The following is a 19,066-nucleotide window of genomic DNA, read 5'->3' as shown; positions in this document are numbered from 1 at the left end:
GCTTCGGCGGACATGAGCGGGAGAGGCGAACGAGACTTCAAACCTGCGCCAGGCCACCATCGACGAAGACCTCGCCGCCCGTCATGAAGCTGCTGTCCGAGGATGCGAGGAAAGCGGCCACCGCCCCTGTCTCGGAGGGATCGCCCACACGCCCGATCGGCGTAGAGTTTCCGAGCGCATCGAACGCTTCCTCGCCTACGACCTCCAGCGCCAGCTCCGTCTTGGTCGGCCCCGGGGACAGCACATTGACGCGGATGCCCGTGCCGCGCAGGTCCTGCGCCCAGCTGCGCGCCAGATTGCGGATCGCGGCCTTGGTCGCAATGTAGATGCTGAACTGCGGCGTCCCCATCACCCCCGTGCTCGAGCCGGTGAGGATGATCGACGCCCCCTTCGTCATCAGCGGCAGGGCCTTCTGCACCGTGAACACCAGCCCCTTCACGTTGACGTCGAAGATCTGGTCGTAGTGCTCGACCGTGATCTCGCCGAGCGGCGCGAACGATCCCGTCCCTGCATTGGCAAACAGAATATCGACCCCGCCCCGCTCGGCTTTCACCGCCGCATACAGCCTGTCGAGATCGGACAGATCGGTCACCGAGCCCCTGACGGCGCGCGCCGAGGGCCCCAGCTGCGCAACGGCGGCATCGAGCGGCTCCTGCCGCCGCCCGAAGAGATAGACGAACGCGCCTTCGTCGACGAACCGTTTCGCCGCTCCAAATCCGATGCCGGTTCCGCCGCCGGTCACCACTGCCGTCTTGCCGTGTAGTCTGCTCATGATGTGCTCCCTTCATTGAGGTTGCACTGAGCTGGCGGCCTACCCACCTATCGACAAGTATGCACCTTTTGGTAAGTACCCAAAAAATGTCGTCAGATCATTCAAAGCAAAATTTGCCGCCCGCGCCGGCTCAATCACCCGTCCAGGGTTGCACGCCGACCTTGCCCGGCTTCACGTGCGGCCTCGACGCAACCCTGCGGGTCATCGCCGGCAAGTGGAAGCCGCTGATCCTGTACTTCGTCGCGCAGGGCGGTCCGACCCGCTACGGCGAGCTTCGACGATCCGTGCGCGACGTCAGCGACAAGATGCTGATCCAGCAGCTCAAGGAGCTGGAGTCCGATGGTCTCGTGAAGCGGACCGACTACAAGGAGGTGCCGCCGCGGGTGGACTACAGTCTCACGCCTCTGGGCCACAGCCTGGCCGAGGCGCTGGTGCCGCTCTGCACGTGGGGCACGGAGCACATGGCTGAGGTCAGCCGGGTCTTCGCCGAGCGGGCGACCTGGACGCGGCGAGGACGTCCACCGACCGTCTAGCTCGCGCTGCTCTTCGTCCGAGGTCTGCTCCGCCCTGACAGCAGCGCGTTGGCGCAGCTCATGCTGAGTCCGGCTCGGGCCAGAAGCGGGCGTGATTGCCTGTGAATAATCTAAGAGTCCGGGCCGCGGAGCGGCACTGGTCGAGGTGTTGGGTCAATCCGGCCGCCGGAGCCGAACAACCACCCGGTCGCGAAGCGGAGCGCAAACTGGCCCGGCGACGGAAACTAGACTGCCGACACAACATCTCGACGAAACGAATGTGGCCCCAGAGGTGTGCGTGTGGGCAGTCGCCAGCTGTTCATCTCGCGCGTTCGGCCGCCGCAGTTAGCACAGGATAGCGGGCATAGAGCGTGTCGACGCGGTCCCGCCACATCGCCACGAACGCACCCGAGGTGAGACTATCGACCGACTTCCATTCGCGTTTGACCGCAGGCAGCGTGTTCCCCCAGATAGCGCGCTTGCACCATCGCTCGCCCTTCTCCGAGCCCTCCCGGGTTGCGCACATCGACTTCCAGGCAATCCGCTGCGGACGGCTGATGTGTTGGGCGGCTCCTTCCCAGCCCTGCTGGTGGATCAGGTAGAGGTCGGAAAGGGTCGGCTTCTTCTGCGTCATGATTTCGAATAGCGCAGCCTCGCTGAGAAACTTGTAGGCCGCACTTATCGCATTGTCGCGAGGATTGAGAATGTCGCCCGATCCGTATTTGCCGAACTCAAACTTGCTCAGCTGGAACAGGCCGATATAGGAGCCGGTGCGTTGCCTGGGATTGAAATCGGATTCGATTTTGGCGACCGCCTTCATGAAGTTGACATCGACACCGAACGCTTCGGCCGCACGTTCGATCTCCTGGACGGGCGTTCCGAGCGGAACGTCGCGCAACGCCGACAAGGCGATCTTCGCGGGTTTCTCCGGCGGCGGAATTTCCGAGTAGACGTAGTATTTGAGATACGACGGTTTGCCTTCGGCCGGATTGGGCGAAGCAACGGGCGGACCGTCCTGCTGTAGCTTTGCCGAGTTCTCGGGCGACGTTGCCTCAAGGCTGGCGACCTGCAACCTTGGCTCTGGAGAAGTGGTTACATCGGACGGCGGCACCGAGTCCCGCGCCGCGGCGCTGAATCCCGCCGCAACAATCGCATTAGCCGACAATCCTGTATCAAATTTCGTTTCGATGGCCGGGGCCGGAAACGCGGCGCCGGCATTTGTCAGGACCGTCGTCACATTCAGCGGGATGCCGCTGAATGCATCAGCCACTCTTACATTCGGCGTTGCGGTGCTTGGGCGCGGTACCGCAAGTTGACCAAGCGCGGCAAGCGAAGTCGCTGTCAGCGCGCCGGCGATACAGCTTGCTTGCCAAATCTTCAACGTCGCCAGCCGCGCGGCCACGGTTCCCCCAATCGATCCAACCACACATCGTGTTCAGCCCGGCCCCAATCCTGCATCGATTTATCTTTTGGATTCGCCACAACAAAGGCGTGAGGCTGGACGGCTCGCATTTCTCGCTGGCTGTTGCGGCGAAGACGCACTGGACAGCTATGCTGACCAACTTCGAAACCGATCTTTCCGTCTGTTTGCTTTGTAAGCGAACGCCATGTCAGTTGAGCTGCAAGCCGTATCCGCACCACAGTACCGATCATCGTGATGGCGGTTCCGCCGTATCGGCGTCCTCAGAGTCTGCTCAGGGGTGCGCTAGCTGCCGATCACGCCTGCAGTGGCAGACTTCCGTTCTGCTTTGGTAGGCTCACGATTATGCGCACTCCCCCAAGCGGACCTCTTGTGACCGCAACTGCCGGGAAGGACAGCCGATGACCATCAAAGCCGTCGTGTTCGACGCTTACGGAACGCTCTACGACATCCAGTCGGTCGCGGAGATCACCGAGGATGCGTTTCCCGGCTACGGCGAGATCATCACGCAGGTCTGGCGCATCAAGCAGCTTGAATACTCCTGGCTGCGCTCGCTGATGCGGCGCTACCAGGATTTTGCCGCCGTCACCCGCGACTCGCTGGCCTATACGCTGCGCGCGCTCGGGCTTGATTACGAGAACGACGCATTCGAGCGCGTGATCGAGAATTACCTGCATCTCGATCTCTATCCGGATGCGTCGGCAGCACTCGCCGCGCTCAAGCCGCGAAAACTCGCCATCCTCTCCAATGGCAGTCCGGACATGCTCAACGCGCTGGTGCGCAACACCAATCTCGACCGCCTGCTCGATGCCACCATCAGTGTCGATGCGAAGAAGGTCTTCAAGCCGAGCCCTGAGGCCTATGAGCTGATCGGTGAGGCGCTGGGCACCGCCCCGAACGAGGTGCTGTTCGTCTCCTCCAATCCCTGGGACGTCGCCGGGGCAAAGTCGTTCGGACTGAACGTCGCCTGGATCGAGCGCGTCACGCCCGAGACGATGGCGCTGGCTTGCGTCGAGAACGAACTCGTGGCACCGCTGACGATGTTCAAGGCGATCCGCACCCAGATGGACGAGCTTGGATTTGCACCGGACCACCGCGTCCGCGCGCTCTCCGAGCTGCCAGGGATCATCTAGGGATCGCCCAGAGATCACCCTCCGCCCGTGAGACTGGAATGAGCCTGGAATCCGTTCGCGCCTTCTTCGCCGACAAAGCCCCCGACATCTCCGTCATCGAATCCCCGATCAGCTCCGCGACCGTGACGCTGGCCGCCGAGGCCTATGGTGTCGAGCCGGGTATGATCGCCAAGACGCTGTCCTTGCGCGTCGGCGAACGCGTGATCCTGATCGTCGCGGCCGGCACCTCACGGATGGACAACAAGAAGGTCAAGACGCAGTTCGGCGGCAAGCCGAAGATGCTGGGGCTGGAAGAGGTCGCCGACATCACCGGCCATGAGGTCGGCGGCGTCTGCCCGTTCGGGCTGAAATCACCGCTGCCGGTCTATTGCGACGTCTCGCTGAAGGCGTTCGATGTCGTGGTGCCGGCCGCCGGCTCGACCCACAGCGCCGTGCGCATCGCGCCGGACCGCATGGCGGAGCTCGTCGGCGCCGAGTGGATCGACGTTTGCGAGGTCAGGCCTTAGGGAGGCGTCGACGCGCGACGGCGGAACCTGGCGGCTCACGCCGCCTTGATCGCAGATGCGTGATGGGGTGCCGGCGGGAATTGCGGTCCGCCTCGCGGCCGACCACATCAATGCCATCGAGCTGGCAGGGCATGTTTCCAGGGTAGCATCCGCGTGAATTCATCTGGTGGAAATCAGGAATTGGCACCTCAGCCGACGCCGCCGGGCAAACGCAGCTTCAACAAATACGGCGTCGCCGGGCTGCTGGCCTCATCGGCCACGCGGGGTTGGTCGAATCTCGCGGCGGAGCTTCGCAGCCACAGCGGTACGGTCACCTGGAACAACCCGCAGCCGGATGCCGAGGTCTGCATCGATGTCCGCGGCAGTCGGTCCGTCATCACGCGACGGCTGGACGGGGTCATCGATTCGACCGTGTCCGAACGCGGAACGATCTGGCTGCGTCCGGCCGGCGTGCAGGAAGGCCTGATCGACATGTCCGAGCCGGTGCCAGCGATACTGCATCTCTACCTTCCTCCCAGTCGGTTCTCGTCGGACCATTTTGGGGACGGGTTCAACACGACGGCGATCAGGTCACTCCATCGCGAGGGTGGTTTCCACGATCCGCTGCTTGCCGAGATCGCCTACGCCATCATGTCCGAACTGGAACACGAGACTTCCGCGGGCAGGCTGCTCGCCGAAACCCTGGCGTTGAGTCTGGTGGCAAGATTGATCCAGAACCATGCCGGTGCGTCGCCGTCCGACCTGGCCAACCCCGCTTCAAGGGAGGGGCTCGACCGGCGCAGACTGGCGCGCGTGCTTGACTATATCGAAGCCAATCTGGAAAGCGATCTGACGGTGGCGCGGCTGGCCTCGGTTGCCTGCCTGAGCGAATTTCATTTCTCGCGCGCGTTCAAGACCGCCTTCGGCGAATCGCCGCATCGGCATGTCAGTGCAAGGCGCCTCGAACGCGCCAAGGATCTGCTCTGCGACGCCGACCGGGCCCTGGTCGACATCGCGCTCACGCTCAGGTTTTCGTGTCAGGCCAATTTCACCCGTGCATTCCGGCGCGCCACCGGCCAGACGCCGGCGCAATATCGGCGCAGCCTGCTGGCCTGACTTCGTTACGGATGTAATGATCTGCTGCCGCCGACAGCAGGAAATGACAATAGCTGAGCAGGCGATGCACAGGCGCGCGACCTCGATCAAGGTAACTGTTCGCTCATCCGCACACTGATTGCGTGAAGGAGCGAATATGACATCCGAACGGAAAGTTGCCGTCATCACCGGGGCATCGCGAGGCATTGGCGCGGCGTTGCTCGGGGCCTATCGCGACATCGGCTATCACGTCGTTGCCACCTCCCGTTCGATTGCAAAGAGCGAAGATCCGTCGACTCTTGCGGTCGAGGGCGACATAACCAGCGCAAGAACCGCCGATCGCATCGTGGGACTGGCCATCGAACGCTTCGGACGGATCGATACGCTCATCAACAACGCCGGCCTTTTCATTGCAAAACCCTTTACGGAGTATTCCGAAGCCGACTTTGCCACGATGGTCGGGGTCAATCTCGCGGGCTTCTTCCACCTGACGCAGCGGGCGGCGGCGAGGATGCTGCTCGCGGGCTCGGGTCACATCGTCAACATCACGGCCACGATCGCCGAGCAGCCGATGGCCTCGCTGGCAGCGGCGCTCGCGGCACTGACCAAAGGCGGGCTCAACGCGATCACCCGCTCGCTCGCGATCGAGTACGCAAGCCGGAATATCCGCGTGAACGCCGTTTCTCCGGGTGCGATCGCGACCCCGATGCACGCGCCGGAAGCGCTTGGCTTCCTCGCGAGCCTGCAGCCAATGGGCCGCATGGGCGAAACACGGGAGGTCGTCGATGCCGTGATGTATCTGGAGCGAGCGGCCTTTGTCACCGGCGAGGTCATGCATGTCGACGGCGGCGCGTCCGCTGGTCGCTGGTAGGAGGTGTGCAATGTGGTCCGACCGACGTGTCGTTGAACTATTTGGGATCGACCATCCCATCGTGCTGGCGCCGATGGCCGGATTTTGCACGGTCGAACTTGCGGCCGCGGTGTCCAATGCCGGCGGCCTCGGCTCGATCGGTTGCGCGATCATGGCCCCGGAACTCGTTTTGAAGAATGTCGCGGAGCTCCGACGACTGACGACGAAACCGATCAACCTCAATTTCTTCTGCCACGATCCGGCGAAAGCGGACGCCGCTCGCGAGCGAGCCTGGCACGAGAAGCTTGCGTCCTATTATCGCGAACTCGGCATCGACCCTGCAACGGTGACACCGCGCCTCGATCTCGCTCCCTTCGGCGAGGCGGCGTGCGCCGTGGTCGAGGATGTCAGGCCGGAGGTGGTGAGCTTTCATTTCGGCTTGCCCGAGCCCAGGCTGGTCGATCGGGTCAAGGCCGCAGGCTGCAAGGTGATTTCATCCGCGACGACGGTCGACGAAGCATGCTGGCTCGAAAAGCATGGCGCTGATGCGATCATCGCGCAGGGATATGATGCCGGAGGGCATCGCGGCATATTCCTCGATTCCGATCGCAAGCGCGCGATCGCCTCGCAGGCCGGTACATTTGCCCTGGTGCCCCAGGTGGCCGACGCCGTCGGCGTGCCCGTGATCGCTGCAGGCGGAATCGCGGATGGGCGAGGGATCGCGGCGGCGTTCGCGCTCGGAGCCGCCGGCGCGCAGATCGGGACTGCATTTCTGCTTTGTACCGAGACGGCGACACCCCCGCTCCATCGCGAGGCGCTGCGGAATGCGCGGGCAAACCGGACTGTCGTGACAAACGTGTTCTCCGGACGACCGGCGAGAGTTCTTGTCAATCGCCTTGCCGCCGAGATCGGTCCCTGGTCGGACGCGGCACCGGACTTTCCACTGCCGATGGGCGAGCTGCCGCCGCTGCGTGCTGCGGCGGAGCCGAATGGGAGCGCCGACTTCATGCCACTCTGGTCAGGGCAGGCAGCCGCGCTTGTGCGGGAAATGCCTGCCAAAATGCTGATCGACATCCTGGTGCGGGAAGCCACCAGGTTTGGGGGCGGCTGATGGGCGCCGCCGGAGGGCCGAAACGTTTCGCACCGTCCATCGAGGCGACGGCGGACCCAGACCAAGCTCGTGTCTAAAGCGCGATGAGATTCGGATGAATCGTCATCGCGCTTTAGGTTGTTGTTTGCGCACGATCTTTCCGGAAAACCGCTTCGCACTTTTCCGGATCATGCTTTAGGCCTTGGCTGAGTGCCACGTTGCACGATTATGACGGTTTCGGGATAGGCGGCTCCGGATGCGATGCCTGATGCATTTGTCCGTCAGGAAGGCTACCATACTGAGGATGACCGACGACAAGGTGAAACGACGACTGACAACCGTGCTGTGCGCTGACGTGTACGGCTATTCTCGTCTCATGGAAGCGAACGAGACCGGAACGTTGGAGACGCTCCGCCGCTACCGCACCGCCATTGCGCGACTGGTCGAGCGTCATGACGGCCGCATCGTGAATACCTGGGGCGATGCCGTGATCGCCGAGTTCGCCAGCGTCGTCGAGGCCGTTCAATGCGCGGTCGAGATTCAGCAGGAAATTTCCAGTCAAGGTTCGGACGCGCCTCAGGCGAACCCGATGCAGTTTCGCATCGGCATCAACCTCGGCGACGTGATGGTCGATGGTTCCGACATCTATGGCGACGGGGTCAATATCGCATCGCGGCTGCAAGAACTCGCTGACCCCGGCGGCGTCGTGATCTCGAGCTCCGTCTACGATCAGGTGCACAACAAATTATCCGTTGGCTTCGACTGTCTCGGCCAGCGCCCCATGAAGAACATTGCTCCCATGACCAGCTATCGGCTGACCCTTGGCGGCGGGACCGCCGGGCAAGGGAGCTTCCCGATCAAGGGAAACGCAACGCCCTCGGAGAGAGCGCGTGCTCCGCGAATGGAAGACAGGCGCGCGCCACCATCGTCGACGAATGTCGTCACGGATTGGCTCAGAAAGCTGCCCCGGCCGGTTGCAGCGGCACTCACGGTGTCGGTCTTCCTGATTCTGATCAATCTCTTCACTGGCCATAAGATCTGGTTCCATTGGCCAGTCGCAGCCATTCTCTTTGCCGTGGCCTTGCGGACGGCGCTTGGACATCGACCTCAATCGGACAGCAAGCCAGAGCGCTGAACCAGGCGGCACGATCGCAATCTTTCGCGCCGACTGCTGCCTGGTTTTCCGATCATGCGCAAAAGCACGATGAGATCAGGATGAAATCTTCATCGCGCTTTGGCTTGTGGTTTGCGCATGATCTTTTCGGAAAACCGCTGCGCGCTTTTCCGGATCATGCTTTAGGCAGCGCTAATCGTCGTCATCGTCGTAGGGCCGCGGCTGCACCTGCTGAGGTGGCGGCGGCGCATTGTTATAGCGCGGCGACGGCGCGGCACGACCACGCGGCACCTGCTGCTGCGGCTGCACCTGGTTGTTGGACCGGAACACCGCGCGGCAGCCACTGGAGAGTTGCGGCGAGTTCTGTTGCAGGCAGGCCACGATGCGGTTCACGTCCGGAATCTGGTCGCTGCACAGCCGCCACACATCCGGCGTGCAGGCCATCTGCTGTTCCATGGTGCCGCGATATTCCTGCGCGAAGGCGGCGCCCTGCGCGACGATGCCGCCGATCGCGAGCGCCACACCCAGCGCAATCCGCTCTGTTCGCATATCCAGATCCTTCTCGCTTCTCTCAATTTGTCCTCAATCAATGAGACGCGGTCAGGTTCTGAACCAACAAAAAAATGTGAAAGTGCGGCTGGAACCTACTCCACCTTGCCGATCTTCTTCACCGCCGCGATCAGGCGCGTGCTGTCGGCCGCGACGAATTCGGAGAAGGCCGGCGCGTCCTGATAGGCGACGAGACTGCCCGAAGCCTCGAACGATTTGAGCACGTCGGGGCTCGACATCACCTGCGCCATCGCCTCGCGCAAGCGGGTCGCGATCGGCGCGGGCAGCGTGCTCTGTGCGAACAAGCCGGCCCAGATGTACATCTCGACGTCCTTGTAGCCGAGCTCCTGGAACGTCGGCACGTCAGGAAAGCTCGCGATGCGCTGGGCGCCGCAATTGCCGAGCACGCGCAGCTTGCCGTCGTCGACCTGCGGCTTCAGCGTGCCGGGTGCCGCGGCGATGGCCTGCACCGTGCCGCTCAGCAGCGCGGTCAGCGCCGGCCCCGCGCCGCGGAACGGCACGTGCAGCAATTTGATATCGGCGCTGCCGGCGAACATCTCCATCGCCACATGCAGCGTGCCGTAGGGACCGGAGGAGCCGTAGGTGATCTGACCGGGCCGTCTCTTTGCATCCTCGACGAACTCCTGCGCCGTCTTCCATGGCGCCGAGGCCGGCACCGCGAGCAGCGTGGGATCGGCGAGCACGCGCGCGATCGGCATGAACTGCGAGACTTCGTAGGCGACCGGCCGTTCGAACAGCCGGTCGGCTTCGGGCAGCACCGCGAGCGAGGACAGCGTCATCAGCAGCGTGTGGCCGTCGGGCTCGGCGCGCGCCGCCGCGGCGTTGCCGACCGATCCGCCGCCACCGCCGGCACGGTTGTCGACGATCACGGGCTTGCCGAGGATCCGCTCCAGCGCCATCGCGACGGGACGCGCCGCAAGATCGGCCTGCCCGCCGGCCGGAAACGGCACGATCAGGGTGATGTTGCGCGCCGGATAGGCTTGCGCGAAGGCCGGCCCCGGCCATGCAGCTCGCAACAACGGCAATGCGGCAACCGCGCGCAGGATATCGCGTCGATCCATGGCAACTCCCCTCCCTGGACTTTTCTTGTTTCGGCCCCAGCCTAGCGTGGCGATCGGCAAGAACAAGACGTTTACCAGGCATTCACCATGTTCAGCCCGGCCCGGAACGCATCCCTGGAGCGGCGGTTGCCCTTCCAGGAGTGGGTCATGCGTAATCTTGCTACCATCGACGTCGCCCTGGACGAGATGCTGGTGAATCTCGCAGCGATCGTCCTGCGGCTTTCGAAGCCCGACCTGACGCGAACGCCGGAAGCGCGGCGCGCTTTGGCGCAATCGGTCCATCAATACGCGGTGTGCGCGGCGCGTTCGACCGACCCGCGCGTGCACGAGTTGAAGACGCAGCTGGACGAGACGCTGAAGCCGAACTTGCGCATCATCGCGATCGACGGCGTGAAGGTGCCGTAGTCAGGCCGAAGCGAGGTGTCGTAGGGTGGGCAAAGGCGCAAAGCGCCTTGCCCACCATCACTCACCGAATTGCCCCGCGATGTCGCGCATATCCCTGCGGCACAACGCCGAAGAAGAACGGCCTGCCCTGAGCGCGTCGATATCGACACACTTGCGATCCCTCAGGCAAAGACGTGGGCACGCTTTGCTTTGCCCACCCTACGATAGCTTGCGCGGACGATAGACTCGTAGGGTGGGCAAAGGCGCAAAGCGCCGTGCCCACCAATCTATCCGGCTTTGCCGCCCTTCCTCGGCTGCCGCTTGCAGGTGCCCGGGAGCTTCGCCGCGAGGAAATCTGCGAGCGCCTCGACGCGCGCGGGGCGCGGGCCGCCGGGCGGGGTCACGAGGTGCACGGCGCCTTCGGCCTGCTTCCAGTCCTTCAGGATGACTTCGAGGGCGCCGGAGGAGATGGCGTCGCCGACGATGAACTCCGGCAGCTCCGCGATGCCGAGGCCGGCGAGCAGCGAGGGCATCACGGCTTCGCCATTGTTGACCCTGAGGGGGCCGCCCGGACGCACGCTCGCCTGCTCGCCGGCCGAATTGGTGTAGTGCCAGACATTGGGCGTGGAGAGATAGGCGTAGCTGAAGCATTTGTGCTCGGCGAGATGCATCGGATGCGTCGGCCGGCCATGCTTCCTGAGATAAGACGGCGCGGCCACGGTGAAGCGCGGCATGGTGAAGAGCCGCCGCGCAATCAGCGAAGAATCCGGCAGCCGCGCGATCCGCACCGCCATGTCAAAACCCTCGCCGATGAGATCAACGGTCGCATCACTCAAGTGCAGATCGACCGAGACTTCCGGATAGGTCTCGAAGAATTCCGGCAGCAGCGGCGCCACCGCCTTGATGCCGAACGTCATGGGCACCGCGAGCCGCACCAGGCCGCGCGGCGCCACCGATTGCGCCAGCGCCTCGTTCTCGGCCGCCTCGCCGTCGGCAAGCAGGCGCGTGGCGCGGTCGGCGAGCTTGTGGCCGGCATCGGTCAGCGCGAGCCGGCGCGAGGTGCGGTTGAAGAGGCGGGCGCCGAGCCGCTCCTCCAGCCGGGTGACCGCTTTGGACACCGTCGCCTTGGACATCGTGAGTTCGCTCGCCGCCCCCGCAAACGACCGTAATTCCACGACTTTTGCGAAAATCGCGAGCGCCTCGAAATCGGGGAGTTTTGCCATGGGCGTCGGTCCGTCAGGGATATTTCAGGAAACAATGCGTTTCAACAGTTTCTATTTCTATACCACAGGCGGAGGCTTATCCAAGGGTCATCAGACATTCAGGAACTGGAGAAATCCAATGACCAAGAAGCTCTCAGGCAAGGTTGCCCTCGTCACCGGCGGCTCGCGCGGGATCGGCGCGGCCTCGGCCCGCGCTCTAGCCGATGAAGGCGCGGATGTCGCCATCAGCTATGTCGCCTCGCCCGACAAGGCTGAAGCGGTCGTCGCCGAATTGAAGGCCAAGGGCGTGAAGGCCCGCGCCTTCAGGGCGGACCAGGCTTCCGCCAAGGACGTGACACAGCTCGTCAATGATGTCGCCAAGGAGTTCGGCCATCTCGACATCCTCGTCAACAATGCCGGCGTCGCTGCCGGTGGTGCGATCGACGATGCCAAGGCCGACACCGAAGCGTTCGCCCGCCAGGATGGCATCAACGTGCACGGCGTGATCGCGGCGATCCGCGCTGCCTCGCAATTGATGGGTGAAGGCGGCCGCATCGTGACGGTCGGATCGATGCTCGCCGACCGCGCCTCGTTCCCTGGCCTTGCCGACTACGTCGCCACCAAGGCGGCCGTGGTCGGTTACACCAAGGGCGCGGCACGCGACCTCGGCCCGCGCGGCATCACCGTGAACGTGGTGCAGCCCGGCTCGATCGACACCGACATGAATCCGAAGGACGGCGGCGAGTTCGCCGAGACCCAGCGCAAGCAGCACGCGCTGCGGCGCTTCGGCCGCCCCGAGGAGGTCGCCGCCGGCGTCGTGTTCCTCGCAAGCCCGCAAGCCTCTTTCGTCACCGGCACCGTGCTCAACGTCGATGGCGGTTTCAACGCCTGATCAACGCCCGCCCGTTCAAACCAAGGACTACGCAAATGATCGAACTCAGACCTTTCGACAAGCTCGGCGGCGCCGACCACGGCTGGCTCAAGGCCAAGCATCATTTCTCCTTCGCCAGCCATTACGACCCGAACAACATGGGTCACGGCTCTTTACGGGTGTGGAACGACGACGAGATCGCGCCGAACACGGGCTTCCCGGCTCATCCTCACGCCAACATGGAGATCATCACCTATGTGCGCGAGGGCGCGATCACCCATCAGGACAACCTCGGCAACGAAGGGCGGACTGAAGCCGGCGACGTGCAGGTGATGAGCGCCGGCAGCGGCATCCGCCACTCCGAGTACAATCTGGAGCCGACGCAAACCCGGATCTTCCAGATCTGGATCGAGCCGACGGCGCGCGGGGGACAGCCGACCTGGGGCTCGAAGCCGTTCCCGAAGGCGAATCGCTCCGGCAAGCTCGTCACCATCGCGAGCGGCATCGAAGGCGACACGGATGCGCTGCCGATCCGCGCCGATGCGCGGGTGCTCGCCACCACGCTGAAGGCCGGCGAGAGCGCCGAGTACGCGCCGCAGACGGCGCGGCATCTTTATCTCGTGCCGGCGGCGGGCTCGATCGAGATCAACGGCGTGCGCGTCAACGCCCGCGACGGCGCCGCGATCCGCGACGAGGCCAAGCTGAAGATCACGGCGCTGGAAGATTCGGAGATCGTCCTCGTCGACGCGGCGTAACCACAAAACAACTCGTCGTGCCCGGCCTTGAGCCGGGCATCCATCACCTTCGCAAGGAGCTTTTCAAGCCCGATGGATTGCCGGGTCAAGCCCGGCAATGACAGCGAACAAAACAACTCAACACATCAAACCCACCCAACGGAGACCACCATGACCAAAGTTCTCGTCCTCTATTATTCCGCCTACGGCCATATCGAAGCGATGGCGAATGCCGTTGCCGAAGGCGCCCGCGAGGCCGGCGTCACCGTCGACGTCAAGCGCGTGCCGGAGCTGGTGCCGGCCGAAGTCGCCAAGGCCTCGTACTACAAGGTCGACCAGGCTGCGCCGATCGCCAAGATCGAGGACCTCGCCAATTACGACGCGATCATCGTCGGCACCGGCACCCGCTTCGGCCGGATGGCCTCGCAGATGGCGAACTTCTTGGACCAGGCCGGCGGGCTGTGGGCCAAGGGCGCGCTGCACGGCAAGGTCGGCGGTGCCTTCACGTCCAGCGCGACCCAGCATGGCGGCCAGGAGACGACGCTGTTCTCGATCATCACCAACCTCTTGCACTTCGGCATGGTCGTGGTCGGCCTGAACTACGGCTTTGCCGGCCAGATGAAGCTCGACGAGGTCACGGGCGGGGCGCCCTACGGCGCAACCACGATCACCGGCGGCGACGGCAGCCGCCAACCCAGCGCCAACGAGCTTGCCGGCGCGCGCTATCAGGGCCGCCAGATCGCGGAGACCGCGAAGAAACTGCATGGCTGAGCTGCATGGTTGAGCAGAACAGTTAAGCTGCGCGGCCGATTGCATGGCTGATGCGACGCGGGCGGCATTCTCATTCGGGGATGCCGCCCCATCTCTGTTCGCAGGACATTTCCACCAAAAGCGATACGAATGGCTTTCGAACTCTTGTTGATCGCGCAGATGATCCGCAAGCCCGCCCAGGCGCTGGCACGGCGCTGGTATTGCCGCAGCCTGTTCCGCGCCTCGCGCGGCCGGCTGCACTGCGCGGAATGCACGGGATCGTGAAGGGCTAGGCGATATCCACCTGAACTGAATCCGTCGGCGTTGGCGGCGGCGCCGTGGACAGCCACCAGCCCTCACCGGCGAACCAGCAGGTCTCGTCGGGACCGCCCTCCCTCCGCAACGACTGCACGCTTTCCCATCCTTTCGCGAACGCCTCGGCCAATCGGCGGGCGGCGTCTTGATCCTGCAAACCCGCGCAGCCGATGAACTGGGCACGGCTGAGGAATTTCGCCGGCCAGATCGCGCCGTCATCCGGGCGCGTGATCATCAGCATGCCGCCGAGCATGCCTTCCGGCGCCAGGGGAAACACCAGCCGGCCGCCGGGGCGCAGCGCATCAAGCCATTCCGTGGCCGGCTGCGCCGCACCCGCGCAGACATAAATCACGTCGGTTGCGGGCAGGTCCGAGGCGATGCCCGAACGTTCCCGCACATCGACATGAGCGATGTCCTTCAGGTTGTCGCGCGCGAGTGCCGCCAGGCGCTCGTCGATCTCATATGCGTGGACCCGGCCGCCGGGACCGACGAGATGCGTCAGGATCGCGGCGTAATAGCCGCTACCCGCGCCGATCTGGATCACGGTCTCGCCTTCCCTGACCGCACAGCCGCTGAGCCAATAAGCATGCGCACTGGGCATGCCTATATTGAGGCCGCGCTCCGGATCCAGTGCAAGAAGCGCGTTCTGATAGAGAAAGGCAGGGTCATTGTCGGGTGTGACCACATAAGGGTGACCGCCGAGACAGATCGACCACGGCCCAGAACCGGCGAAGGGCTCGCGTCTGACGGTCCGAAAGGCCTGTTCGAGCCGGGGATCCGCCGCCTTCGCCGCAGCGCAGATCAGCTGCGCATAGAATGCGCGATATTTTGCCGAACGATCTTCCATGTCGCCTCCGGGGAGAGGGCGACGATAGCACGACGATTGCGATCGTCGAATGACCCCCGCAATCCGGGGCCTTCACGCTAATTTGCAGCCTTGCCCATGGCGCGCGCGGCAAGGGCGGCGAGTCTCGGATGGCGGCGCAGGCCCTGCGCGGCATGGTCGCGCAAGGCATAAGGTGCCCCGCGCCAGGACAGCGCGACGCTGACGTCTGTCAGCGGCACCTTCTCCGCGCCGAAGCGGCGCTTGTAGTCGTGATTGCCGATGCTGAGATCGAAGCGGCGCACGCCCTGTGCATGCAGCGCGGCCATGGTGCGCTCGGTGATGAGCAGACCCGGCGAGCAGCTCGCCCATGAATGGCCGGCGTGGCTGATGCGCAGGAGAAAATAGGTCGCGCCATGCCTGACGCCGAGCGTGGTGGCGACGACGCCCTCGTCGCAGACCAGCGCCGAGATGACGGCATAACCTTCCGCAACACCCTGGCGCGCGACCTCGCGATAGAACTTCGCATGGGTCTCGTCGTTGAGGACGAAGCGCGAGCCGAGCTTGCGCATGCGCGCCTGCTGCTGGCCATCCATCACGTCCAGTAGCTCATGCGCGCGCGCGACATCCGTGGCGATCTCGAACCGTGCGCCCGCGTGCCGATTGAAGACGCGCCAGCAGCGCGGCATCTGCATGCGCTTGATCGAGGCCTGGTACGCCTCGTAATCGTCGCCGGTCAACACGAGATTGCCGTTGAGCGAGCTTGAGCCGATCCGGCCGAGCGACACCAGCGGGTTGGCCTTGCCCCCGACCTGGGCCGGCATCTTCTTCAGGCGCAGCAGGTCGAAGCCGTCGGGCAGCGCGCACAAGGCCTCGACCAGCGCCGCCCCGATCGCATCCATCGCCGCCGCGTCCAGCGCGGCATCGGACGCCAGGATCGGCGCGTTGTTGTCGGTGACGCCGAAATCGGCAAATTCGACGATGCGAATGCCACGCCTGACATGGCTGACCAGCGGCACCACCGCGATGTCCCTGCCCGTCGCCGCATCGGAGACCACTGCGATCAGCGGCGCGACGCCGCCGAACGCCTCGTACCAGGCGCCGAGCCAGTAGCCATGCTGAAACGCGGTGCGATGGCCTGCGCTGAGGCGCAATGCGGCCTGCCGCCAGTCGCGCACGAAATCGACCGCGATTCCCGACGCGCTGGACACCTGACCGTTGACTTGCTCGACGCTGAGAAACGTCATCCGCGGGACATACGATTACTGAATATTTCCAGATAGATTATGTTTTGCCGCAGACCACAAGCGACGTCGCTGCGTATCGTTAAGCCGATCCCACCAAACGGACTGCGACAAGCTGGCAACGTTCGGATTTCACCTGATCGACGCATTGGAACCTGGCCAGGAAATGCAGGCCCGCGACCGCAAGCGCGAACATGAACCAGATCGGATTCTGCCGTTCGAGCAGGAAGGTCTCGGTGGTTCCGTAATAGAGACCGAACAGCCACACGGTCAGGAACAGCTTTGCGAGCGCGCTGCTGCGGCTGTAGGCCTGGGCCGACTGGAAATTGCCGAGCGGCGCGAGCACGAAGATGAGGATCACGAGCAACAGTCCCGGCAGGCCGATGGTGACCGCGAGGTCGAGATAGCTGTTGTGGCTGTGCGCCGCGCTCGTCGCCCATTCGGCGCCCTGGGCGGTCTGCCGTGCGGTCACGTCGTCCCAGAAGGCCGCATAACCGTGGCCGATGATCGGCTTTTCGGCGACGGCCGCGAGCGCGAACTCCCAGATGTCGGAACGGCCGGTGAAGGTCGGATCCAGCGGAAGCTGCCGCGTCATGGTCCCCAGCGCTGGGCTCAAGACGCTGCCGACCGTCAAGAGGTTCATCACGATCAACGGCACGAAGCAGATGATCCGTTTCAGCCACAGGCTCCGCGTCACATAGACCAGCGATGCGAGGCCATAGATCGCAAGGCACAGCACCGTCGAGGTCTTGCCGCCGGTGAAGATCAGGAAGATGCCGGCGAGCACTGCGACCGCCGGCCCCATCACGAACGAGCCAACGGCGGTGAGGTAAATGCCGACATAGACCAGGATGGTCATCACCGGCGAAGCGACGTTCTTGTGGCCGAAGCTGCCGCGCCAGTCGCCGGCCAGCATCGGCTCGGTGATGTCGAGCGCGGTGTGGGTCGCGTATTGTGGCGCGAGGAAGACGCCGAGATAACAGAGCGCGAGCAGCATGAGCGCGGCCCCGCCGAGGCACAGGTTGAAGTTGCCCTGCGTCGGCGGCAGCAATGGGAGCAGAACGGCAAGCGAGGTCACGCTGGCGGCGAGCACAAAGCGCTGGATCGACACGCCGCGGCTCTCGGAGAAGACGATGTTGACGAACAGCCAGCCGACCAGACAGAGATGCAGCGGTGTGACCAGGCTCCTCAGCGAAGGCCCGTCCGTCGCGGCGACGAACAACACCGCCACCGCAGCCAGGAGCGCCCAGGAGATATAAGTGAGCGCCATGCGTCCGCCGACGACGGTGGTGGCAGCCTCGCTGCGCAAATCGGGAAACGGATCGAGCGTCACCAGCACGAGGAGCAGCGCGGCGATCGTGACGAGACATCGCGCCGCCTGCACGGCGTTCAGCCCCGCAAGCCCATCGCGAAACGCGTGACCGAGCGATCGGACCTCGACGTCGGTCATGTCAGCGGCGCTGCGATCCATGGCTCAAGGCAAATCGATGAAGCCGGAAAAGTTCAGGTACTAGCCGATGCCTGTTAAGCATCCGTCAACCACCAGGCGTGAGGCCTGCGGCGCCGCCTGCTGCCGCACGATGCCCTGCGCGATCTCGTAATATTGCAGTGCGCGCTGCTCCAGCGTGAGATTGTCGAGCACGAAGCCGCGCGGATCGAACCTGTCAACCGCACACCCCGCCCAGAAATCGTCCCAGCCCGACTCGAAGCCTGCGATGTCGGCGAACCTTACGCCGCAACGCGCGTCCCAGTACGGCACCGAGGACACCGGTCCGAACTGGACGCGGTGCGGATAATATTCGGGATCCCGCCACGGGCCGCCGGGGTCCCAGGCGAACACCGGCACGCCGCAGGACAGCGCCTGCTGATAGGCGATGCCCTGGCTCTCGTTCTGGCACAGGAAGATCATCGCGCGCGAGCGCGCCAGCGCGGCCTGATAGTCCTCCTCCTTGTAGCTGCCGTAACGCAGCTCGATGAACGAGCAGCCCTCCTTGGCGAGACGGGCGCGAACGGGCTCGATCAGCTCGGGCGCATAGCGCTCGCGGTCCCAATGGACCTTGTCGTAGACCAGCACGTCGACGGTCTTGTCCACGGCGGGCGACGGCGCCCAGAGATCGGTGTCGATGCCGACCGGCCAGGCCTCCGTGTCGGGCCAGTACGGCCGGTACATGTCGACGTACCACGGGCCTGGCACCACCACCTTCTTCACCGGCAGGCGCTTGAACAAATCAGGGTCGTCGAGCGGATGATTGTGCGCGGCGACGCCGAGCAGGATCGGGTTCTTCCACGCGAACTTGTCGAGCAGGAAGGTGCGGCCGATGATGCAGGCGAGCTCGCTCGGATGCTGCGCGATGTAGCCGTAGTCGTTGACGCGGTAGCGGATGCCGAGCCGGTCGAGCCCCGCGCAGAGATTGAGGAACACGCGAAGCTGCCCGCTCATGCGCGGCTCGCCGAGCAGCATGCGGCGCGCCATGCGCCGCAGATGCCGGTCGCCGGGAAACCAGCGATCGTCCTTATCCTCGTAGAAGAGATTGAGGACCATGGCATCGGGGTCGTCGTGGAATGTCTTTGCGGGCACTGAATCCATCCGCGAGCAGTCAGATGCGCATTTTCGCATGAGACCGGCTGCCGCACTCTTCCA

21 protein-coding genes are annotated in these 19,066 nt (G+C 64.2%); 12 read left to right on the top strand and 9 right to left on the bottom strand.

Going from position 1 to position 19,066, the window contains the following annotated elements; translation table 11 throughout:
• Positions 1-37: 37 nt before the first annotated feature.
• Entirely contained in the window at positions 38-772 is a 735-nt protein-coding gene (locus AAFG16_RS05575; RefSeq protein WP_342737903.1) for an SDR family oxidoreductase, read from the bottom strand.
• Between the two features lie 161 nt (positions 773-933).
• On the opposite strand from AAFG16_RS05575, the gene AAFG16_RS05570 reads away from it, so the two are divergent.
• A complete protein-coding gene (locus AAFG16_RS05570; protein WP_342740854.1) occupies positions 934-1,305 on the top strand; it encodes a helix-turn-helix domain-containing protein in 372 nt (123 codons plus the stop codon).
• Positions 1,306-1,603: 298 nt separating this feature from the next.
• Here AAFG16_RS05570 and AAFG16_RS05565 read toward each other — a convergent pair whose 3' ends face one another.
• Positions 1,604-2,686, bottom strand: coding sequence for a transglycosylase SLT domain-containing protein (locus tag AAFG16_RS05565; protein ID WP_342737901.1), 1,083 nt, complete (start codon positions 2,684-2,686; stop codon positions 1,604-1,606).
• Positions 2,687-3,105: 419 nt separating this feature from the next.
• Between AAFG16_RS05565 and AAFG16_RS05560 the strand changes: the two genes are divergently transcribed.
• The 6 genes from AAFG16_RS05560 (at position 3,106) to AAFG16_RS05535 (ending at position 8,492) form a co-directional block, all read left to right on the top strand.
• Complete coding sequence (locus tag AAFG16_RS05560; RefSeq protein ID WP_342737899.1) at positions 3,106-3,837, top strand: haloacid dehalogenase type II; 732 nt, start codon at positions 3,106-3,108, stop codon at positions 3,835-3,837.
• Positions 3,838-3,875: 38 nt separating this feature from the next.
• Positions 3,876-4,343: a YbaK/EbsC family protein gene (locus AAFG16_RS05555; RefSeq protein ID WP_283083876.1), complete on the top strand. Its 468-nt coding sequence runs from the start codon at positions 3,876-3,878 to the stop codon at positions 4,341-4,343.
• A 153-nt stretch (positions 4,344-4,496) separates the two neighbouring features.
• Positions 4,497-5,438, top strand: coding sequence for an AraC family transcriptional regulator (locus tag AAFG16_RS05550; RefSeq protein WP_342737897.1), 942 nt, complete (start codon positions 4,497-4,499; stop codon positions 5,436-5,438).
• A gap of 136 nt (positions 5,439-5,574) precedes the next feature.
• The gene (locus AAFG16_RS05545; protein ID WP_283083874.1) at positions 5,575-6,288 is read left to right on the top strand and encodes an SDR family oxidoreductase; all 714 of its coding nucleotides are present in this window, start codon (positions 5,575-5,577) and stop codon (positions 6,286-6,288) included.
• 10 nt (positions 6,289-6,298) lie between these two features.
• Complete coding sequence (locus tag AAFG16_RS05540) at positions 6,299-7,378, top strand: nitronate monooxygenase (RefSeq protein WP_283083873.1); 1,080 nt, start codon at positions 6,299-6,301, stop codon at positions 7,376-7,378.
• A gap of 283 nt (positions 7,379-7,661) precedes the next feature.
• Complete coding sequence (locus AAFG16_RS05535) at positions 7,662-8,492, top strand: adenylate/guanylate cyclase domain-containing protein (protein ID WP_342737894.1); 831 nt, start codon at positions 7,662-7,664, stop codon at positions 8,490-8,492.
• Between the two features lie 171 nt (positions 8,493-8,663).
• Here AAFG16_RS05535 and AAFG16_RS05530 read toward each other — a convergent pair whose 3' ends face one another.
• Positions 8,664-9,020, bottom strand: a complete 357-nt coding sequence (locus AAFG16_RS05530) for a hypothetical protein (RefSeq protein WP_283083871.1) — start codon at positions 9,018-9,020, stop codon at positions 8,664-8,666.
• A 95-nt stretch (positions 9,021-9,115) separates the two neighbouring features.
• A complete protein-coding gene (locus tag AAFG16_RS05525; protein ID WP_342737892.1) occupies positions 9,116-10,102 on the bottom strand; it encodes a tripartite tricarboxylate transporter substrate binding protein in 987 nt (328 codons plus the stop codon).
• Positions 10,103-10,249: 147 nt separating this feature from the next.
• Between AAFG16_RS05525 and AAFG16_RS05520 the strand changes: the two genes are divergently transcribed.
• Entirely contained in the window at positions 10,250-10,507 is a 258-nt protein-coding gene (locus tag AAFG16_RS05520; RefSeq protein ID WP_283083869.1) for a hypothetical protein, read from the top strand.
• A gap of 266 nt (positions 10,508-10,773) precedes the next feature.
• Here the strand turns inward: AAFG16_RS05520 and AAFG16_RS05515 are convergent, their stop codons facing one another.
• Positions 10,774-11,709, bottom strand: a complete 936-nt coding sequence (locus AAFG16_RS05515) for a LysR family transcriptional regulator (RefSeq protein WP_283083868.1) — start codon at positions 11,707-11,709, stop codon at positions 10,774-10,776.
• Positions 11,710-11,827: 118 nt separating this feature from the next.
• Here AAFG16_RS05515 and AAFG16_RS05510 point away from each other — a divergent pair, with 118 nt between their 5' ends.
• From AAFG16_RS05510 to AAFG16_RS05495, 4 genes are all read left to right on the top strand, one after another.
• On the top strand, positions 11,828-12,580 hold the full coding sequence (locus AAFG16_RS05510) for an SDR family oxidoreductase (protein ID WP_342737889.1): 753 nt from the start codon (positions 11,828-11,830) through the stop codon (positions 12,578-12,580).
• A gap of 35 nt (positions 12,581-12,615) precedes the next feature.
• Positions 12,616-13,314 carry a pirin family protein gene (locus tag AAFG16_RS05505; protein WP_283083866.1) on the top strand — a complete coding sequence of 233 codons (699 nt, stop codon included), beginning with the start codon at positions 12,616-12,618 and terminating at the stop codon, positions 13,312-13,314.
• A 150-nt stretch (positions 13,315-13,464) separates the two neighbouring features.
• Complete coding sequence (wrbA, locus tag AAFG16_RS05500) at positions 13,465-14,064, top strand: NAD(P)H:quinone oxidoreductase (protein WP_283083865.1); 600 nt, start codon at positions 13,465-13,467, stop codon at positions 14,062-14,064.
• Positions 14,065-14,193: 129 nt separating this feature from the next.
• Positions 14,194-14,328 (top strand): hypothetical protein, encoded by a 135-nt coding sequence (locus tag AAFG16_RS05495; RefSeq protein ID WP_265441850.1) that lies wholly within the window; start codon positions 14,194-14,196, stop codon positions 14,326-14,328.
• Between the two features lie 4 nt (positions 14,329-14,332).
• On the opposite strand, the gene AAFG16_RS05490 is transcribed toward AAFG16_RS05495, so the two are convergent.
• The 4 genes from AAFG16_RS05490 to AAFG16_RS05475 all read right to left on the bottom strand — a co-directional run bounded on the left by AAFG16_RS05490 (position 14,333) and on the right by AAFG16_RS05475 (position 19,003).
• The gene (locus AAFG16_RS05490; protein ID WP_342737883.1) at positions 14,333-15,205 is read right to left on the bottom strand and encodes a class I SAM-dependent methyltransferase; all 873 of its coding nucleotides are present in this window, start codon (positions 15,203-15,205) and stop codon (positions 14,333-14,335) included.
• A 77-nt stretch (positions 15,206-15,282) separates the two neighbouring features.
• The gene (locus AAFG16_RS05485; protein WP_342737881.1) at positions 15,283-16,428 is read right to left on the bottom strand and encodes a GNAT family N-acetyltransferase; all 1,146 of its coding nucleotides are present in this window, start codon (positions 16,426-16,428) and stop codon (positions 15,283-15,285) included.
• Between the two features lie 79 nt (positions 16,429-16,507).
• Entirely contained in the window at positions 16,508-17,896 is a 1,389-nt protein-coding gene (locus AAFG16_RS05480; protein WP_283083862.1) for an O-antigen ligase, read from the bottom strand.
• 39 nt (positions 17,897-17,935) lie between these two features.
• A complete protein-coding gene (locus tag AAFG16_RS05475) occupies positions 17,936-19,003 on the bottom strand; it encodes a glycosyltransferase family 1 protein (protein WP_283083861.1) in 1,068 nt (355 codons plus the stop codon).
• Positions 19,004-19,066 lie beyond the last annotated feature (63 nt).

The organism is Bradyrhizobium sp. B117, from assembly GCF_038969555.1.
In the GTDB taxonomy this organism is placed as follows: Bacteria; Pseudomonadota; Alphaproteobacteria; order Rhizobiales; family Xanthobacteraceae; genus Bradyrhizobium.
Note: the sequence above shows the minus strand (reverse complement) of the source record. Positions and strands in the feature narration are given on the sequence as shown.

Excerpts from the sequence above, each read along its gene's own strand:
- AAFG16_RS05505 (WP_283083866.1), top strand. The coding sequence starts at position 12,616 with ATGATCGAACTCAGACCTTTCGACAAGCTCGGCGGCGCCGACCACGGC.
- AAFG16_RS05540 (WP_283083873.1), top strand. The coding sequence starts at position 6,299 with ATGTGGTCCGACCGACGTGTCGTTGAACTATTTGGGATCGACCATCCC.
- AAFG16_RS05525 (WP_342737892.1), bottom strand. The coding sequence starts at position 10,102 with ATGGATCGACGCGATATCCTGCGCGCGGTTGCCGCATTGCCGTTGTTG.
- AAFG16_RS05545 (WP_283083874.1), top strand. The coding sequence starts at position 5,575 with ATGACATCCGAACGGAAAGTTGCCGTCATCACCGGGGCATCGCGAGGC.
- AAFG16_RS05530 (WP_283083871.1), bottom strand. The coding sequence starts at position 9,020 with ATGCGAACAGAGCGGATTGCGCTGGGTGTGGCGCTCGCGATCGGCGGC.
- AAFG16_RS05510 (WP_342737889.1), top strand. The coding sequence starts at position 11,828 with ATGACCAAGAAGCTCTCAGGCAAGGTTGCCCTCGTCACCGGCGGCTCG.
- AAFG16_RS05535 (WP_342737894.1), top strand. The coding sequence starts at position 7,662 with ATGACCGACGACAAGGTGAAACGACGACTGACAACCGTGCTGTGCGCT.
- AAFG16_RS05520 (WP_283083869.1), top strand. The coding sequence starts at position 10,250 with ATGCGTAATCTTGCTACCATCGACGTCGCCCTGGACGAGATGCTGGTG.
- AAFG16_RS05560 (WP_342737899.1), top strand. The coding sequence starts at position 3,106 with ATGACCATCAAAGCCGTCGTGTTCGACGCTTACGGAACGCTCTACGAC.
- wrbA (WP_283083865.1), top strand. The coding sequence starts at position 13,465 with ATGACCAAAGTTCTCGTCCTCTATTATTCCGCCTACGGCCATATCGAA.
- AAFG16_RS05495 (WP_265441850.1), top strand. The coding sequence starts at position 14,194 with ATGGCTTTCGAACTCTTGTTGATCGCGCAGATGATCCGCAAGCCCGCC.
- AAFG16_RS05555 (WP_283083876.1), top strand. The coding sequence starts at position 3,876 with ATGAGCCTGGAATCCGTTCGCGCCTTCTTCGCCGACAAAGCCCCCGAC.
- AAFG16_RS05515 (WP_283083868.1), bottom strand. The coding sequence starts at position 11,709 with ATGGCAAAACTCCCCGATTTCGAGGCGCTCGCGATTTTCGCAAAAGTC.
- AAFG16_RS05490 (WP_342737883.1), bottom strand. The coding sequence starts at position 15,205 with ATGGAAGATCGTTCGGCAAAATATCGCGCATTCTATGCGCAGCTGATC.
- AAFG16_RS05485 (WP_342737881.1), bottom strand. The coding sequence starts at position 16,428 with ATGACGTTTCTCAGCGTCGAGCAAGTCAACGGTCAGGTGTCCAGCGCG.
- AAFG16_RS05480 (WP_283083862.1), bottom strand. The coding sequence starts at position 17,896 with ATGGATCGCAGCGCCGCTGACATGACCGACGTCGAGGTCCGATCGCTC.
- AAFG16_RS05575 (WP_342737903.1), bottom strand. The coding sequence starts at position 772 with ATGAGCAGACTACACGGCAAGACGGCAGTGGTGACCGGCGGCGGAACC.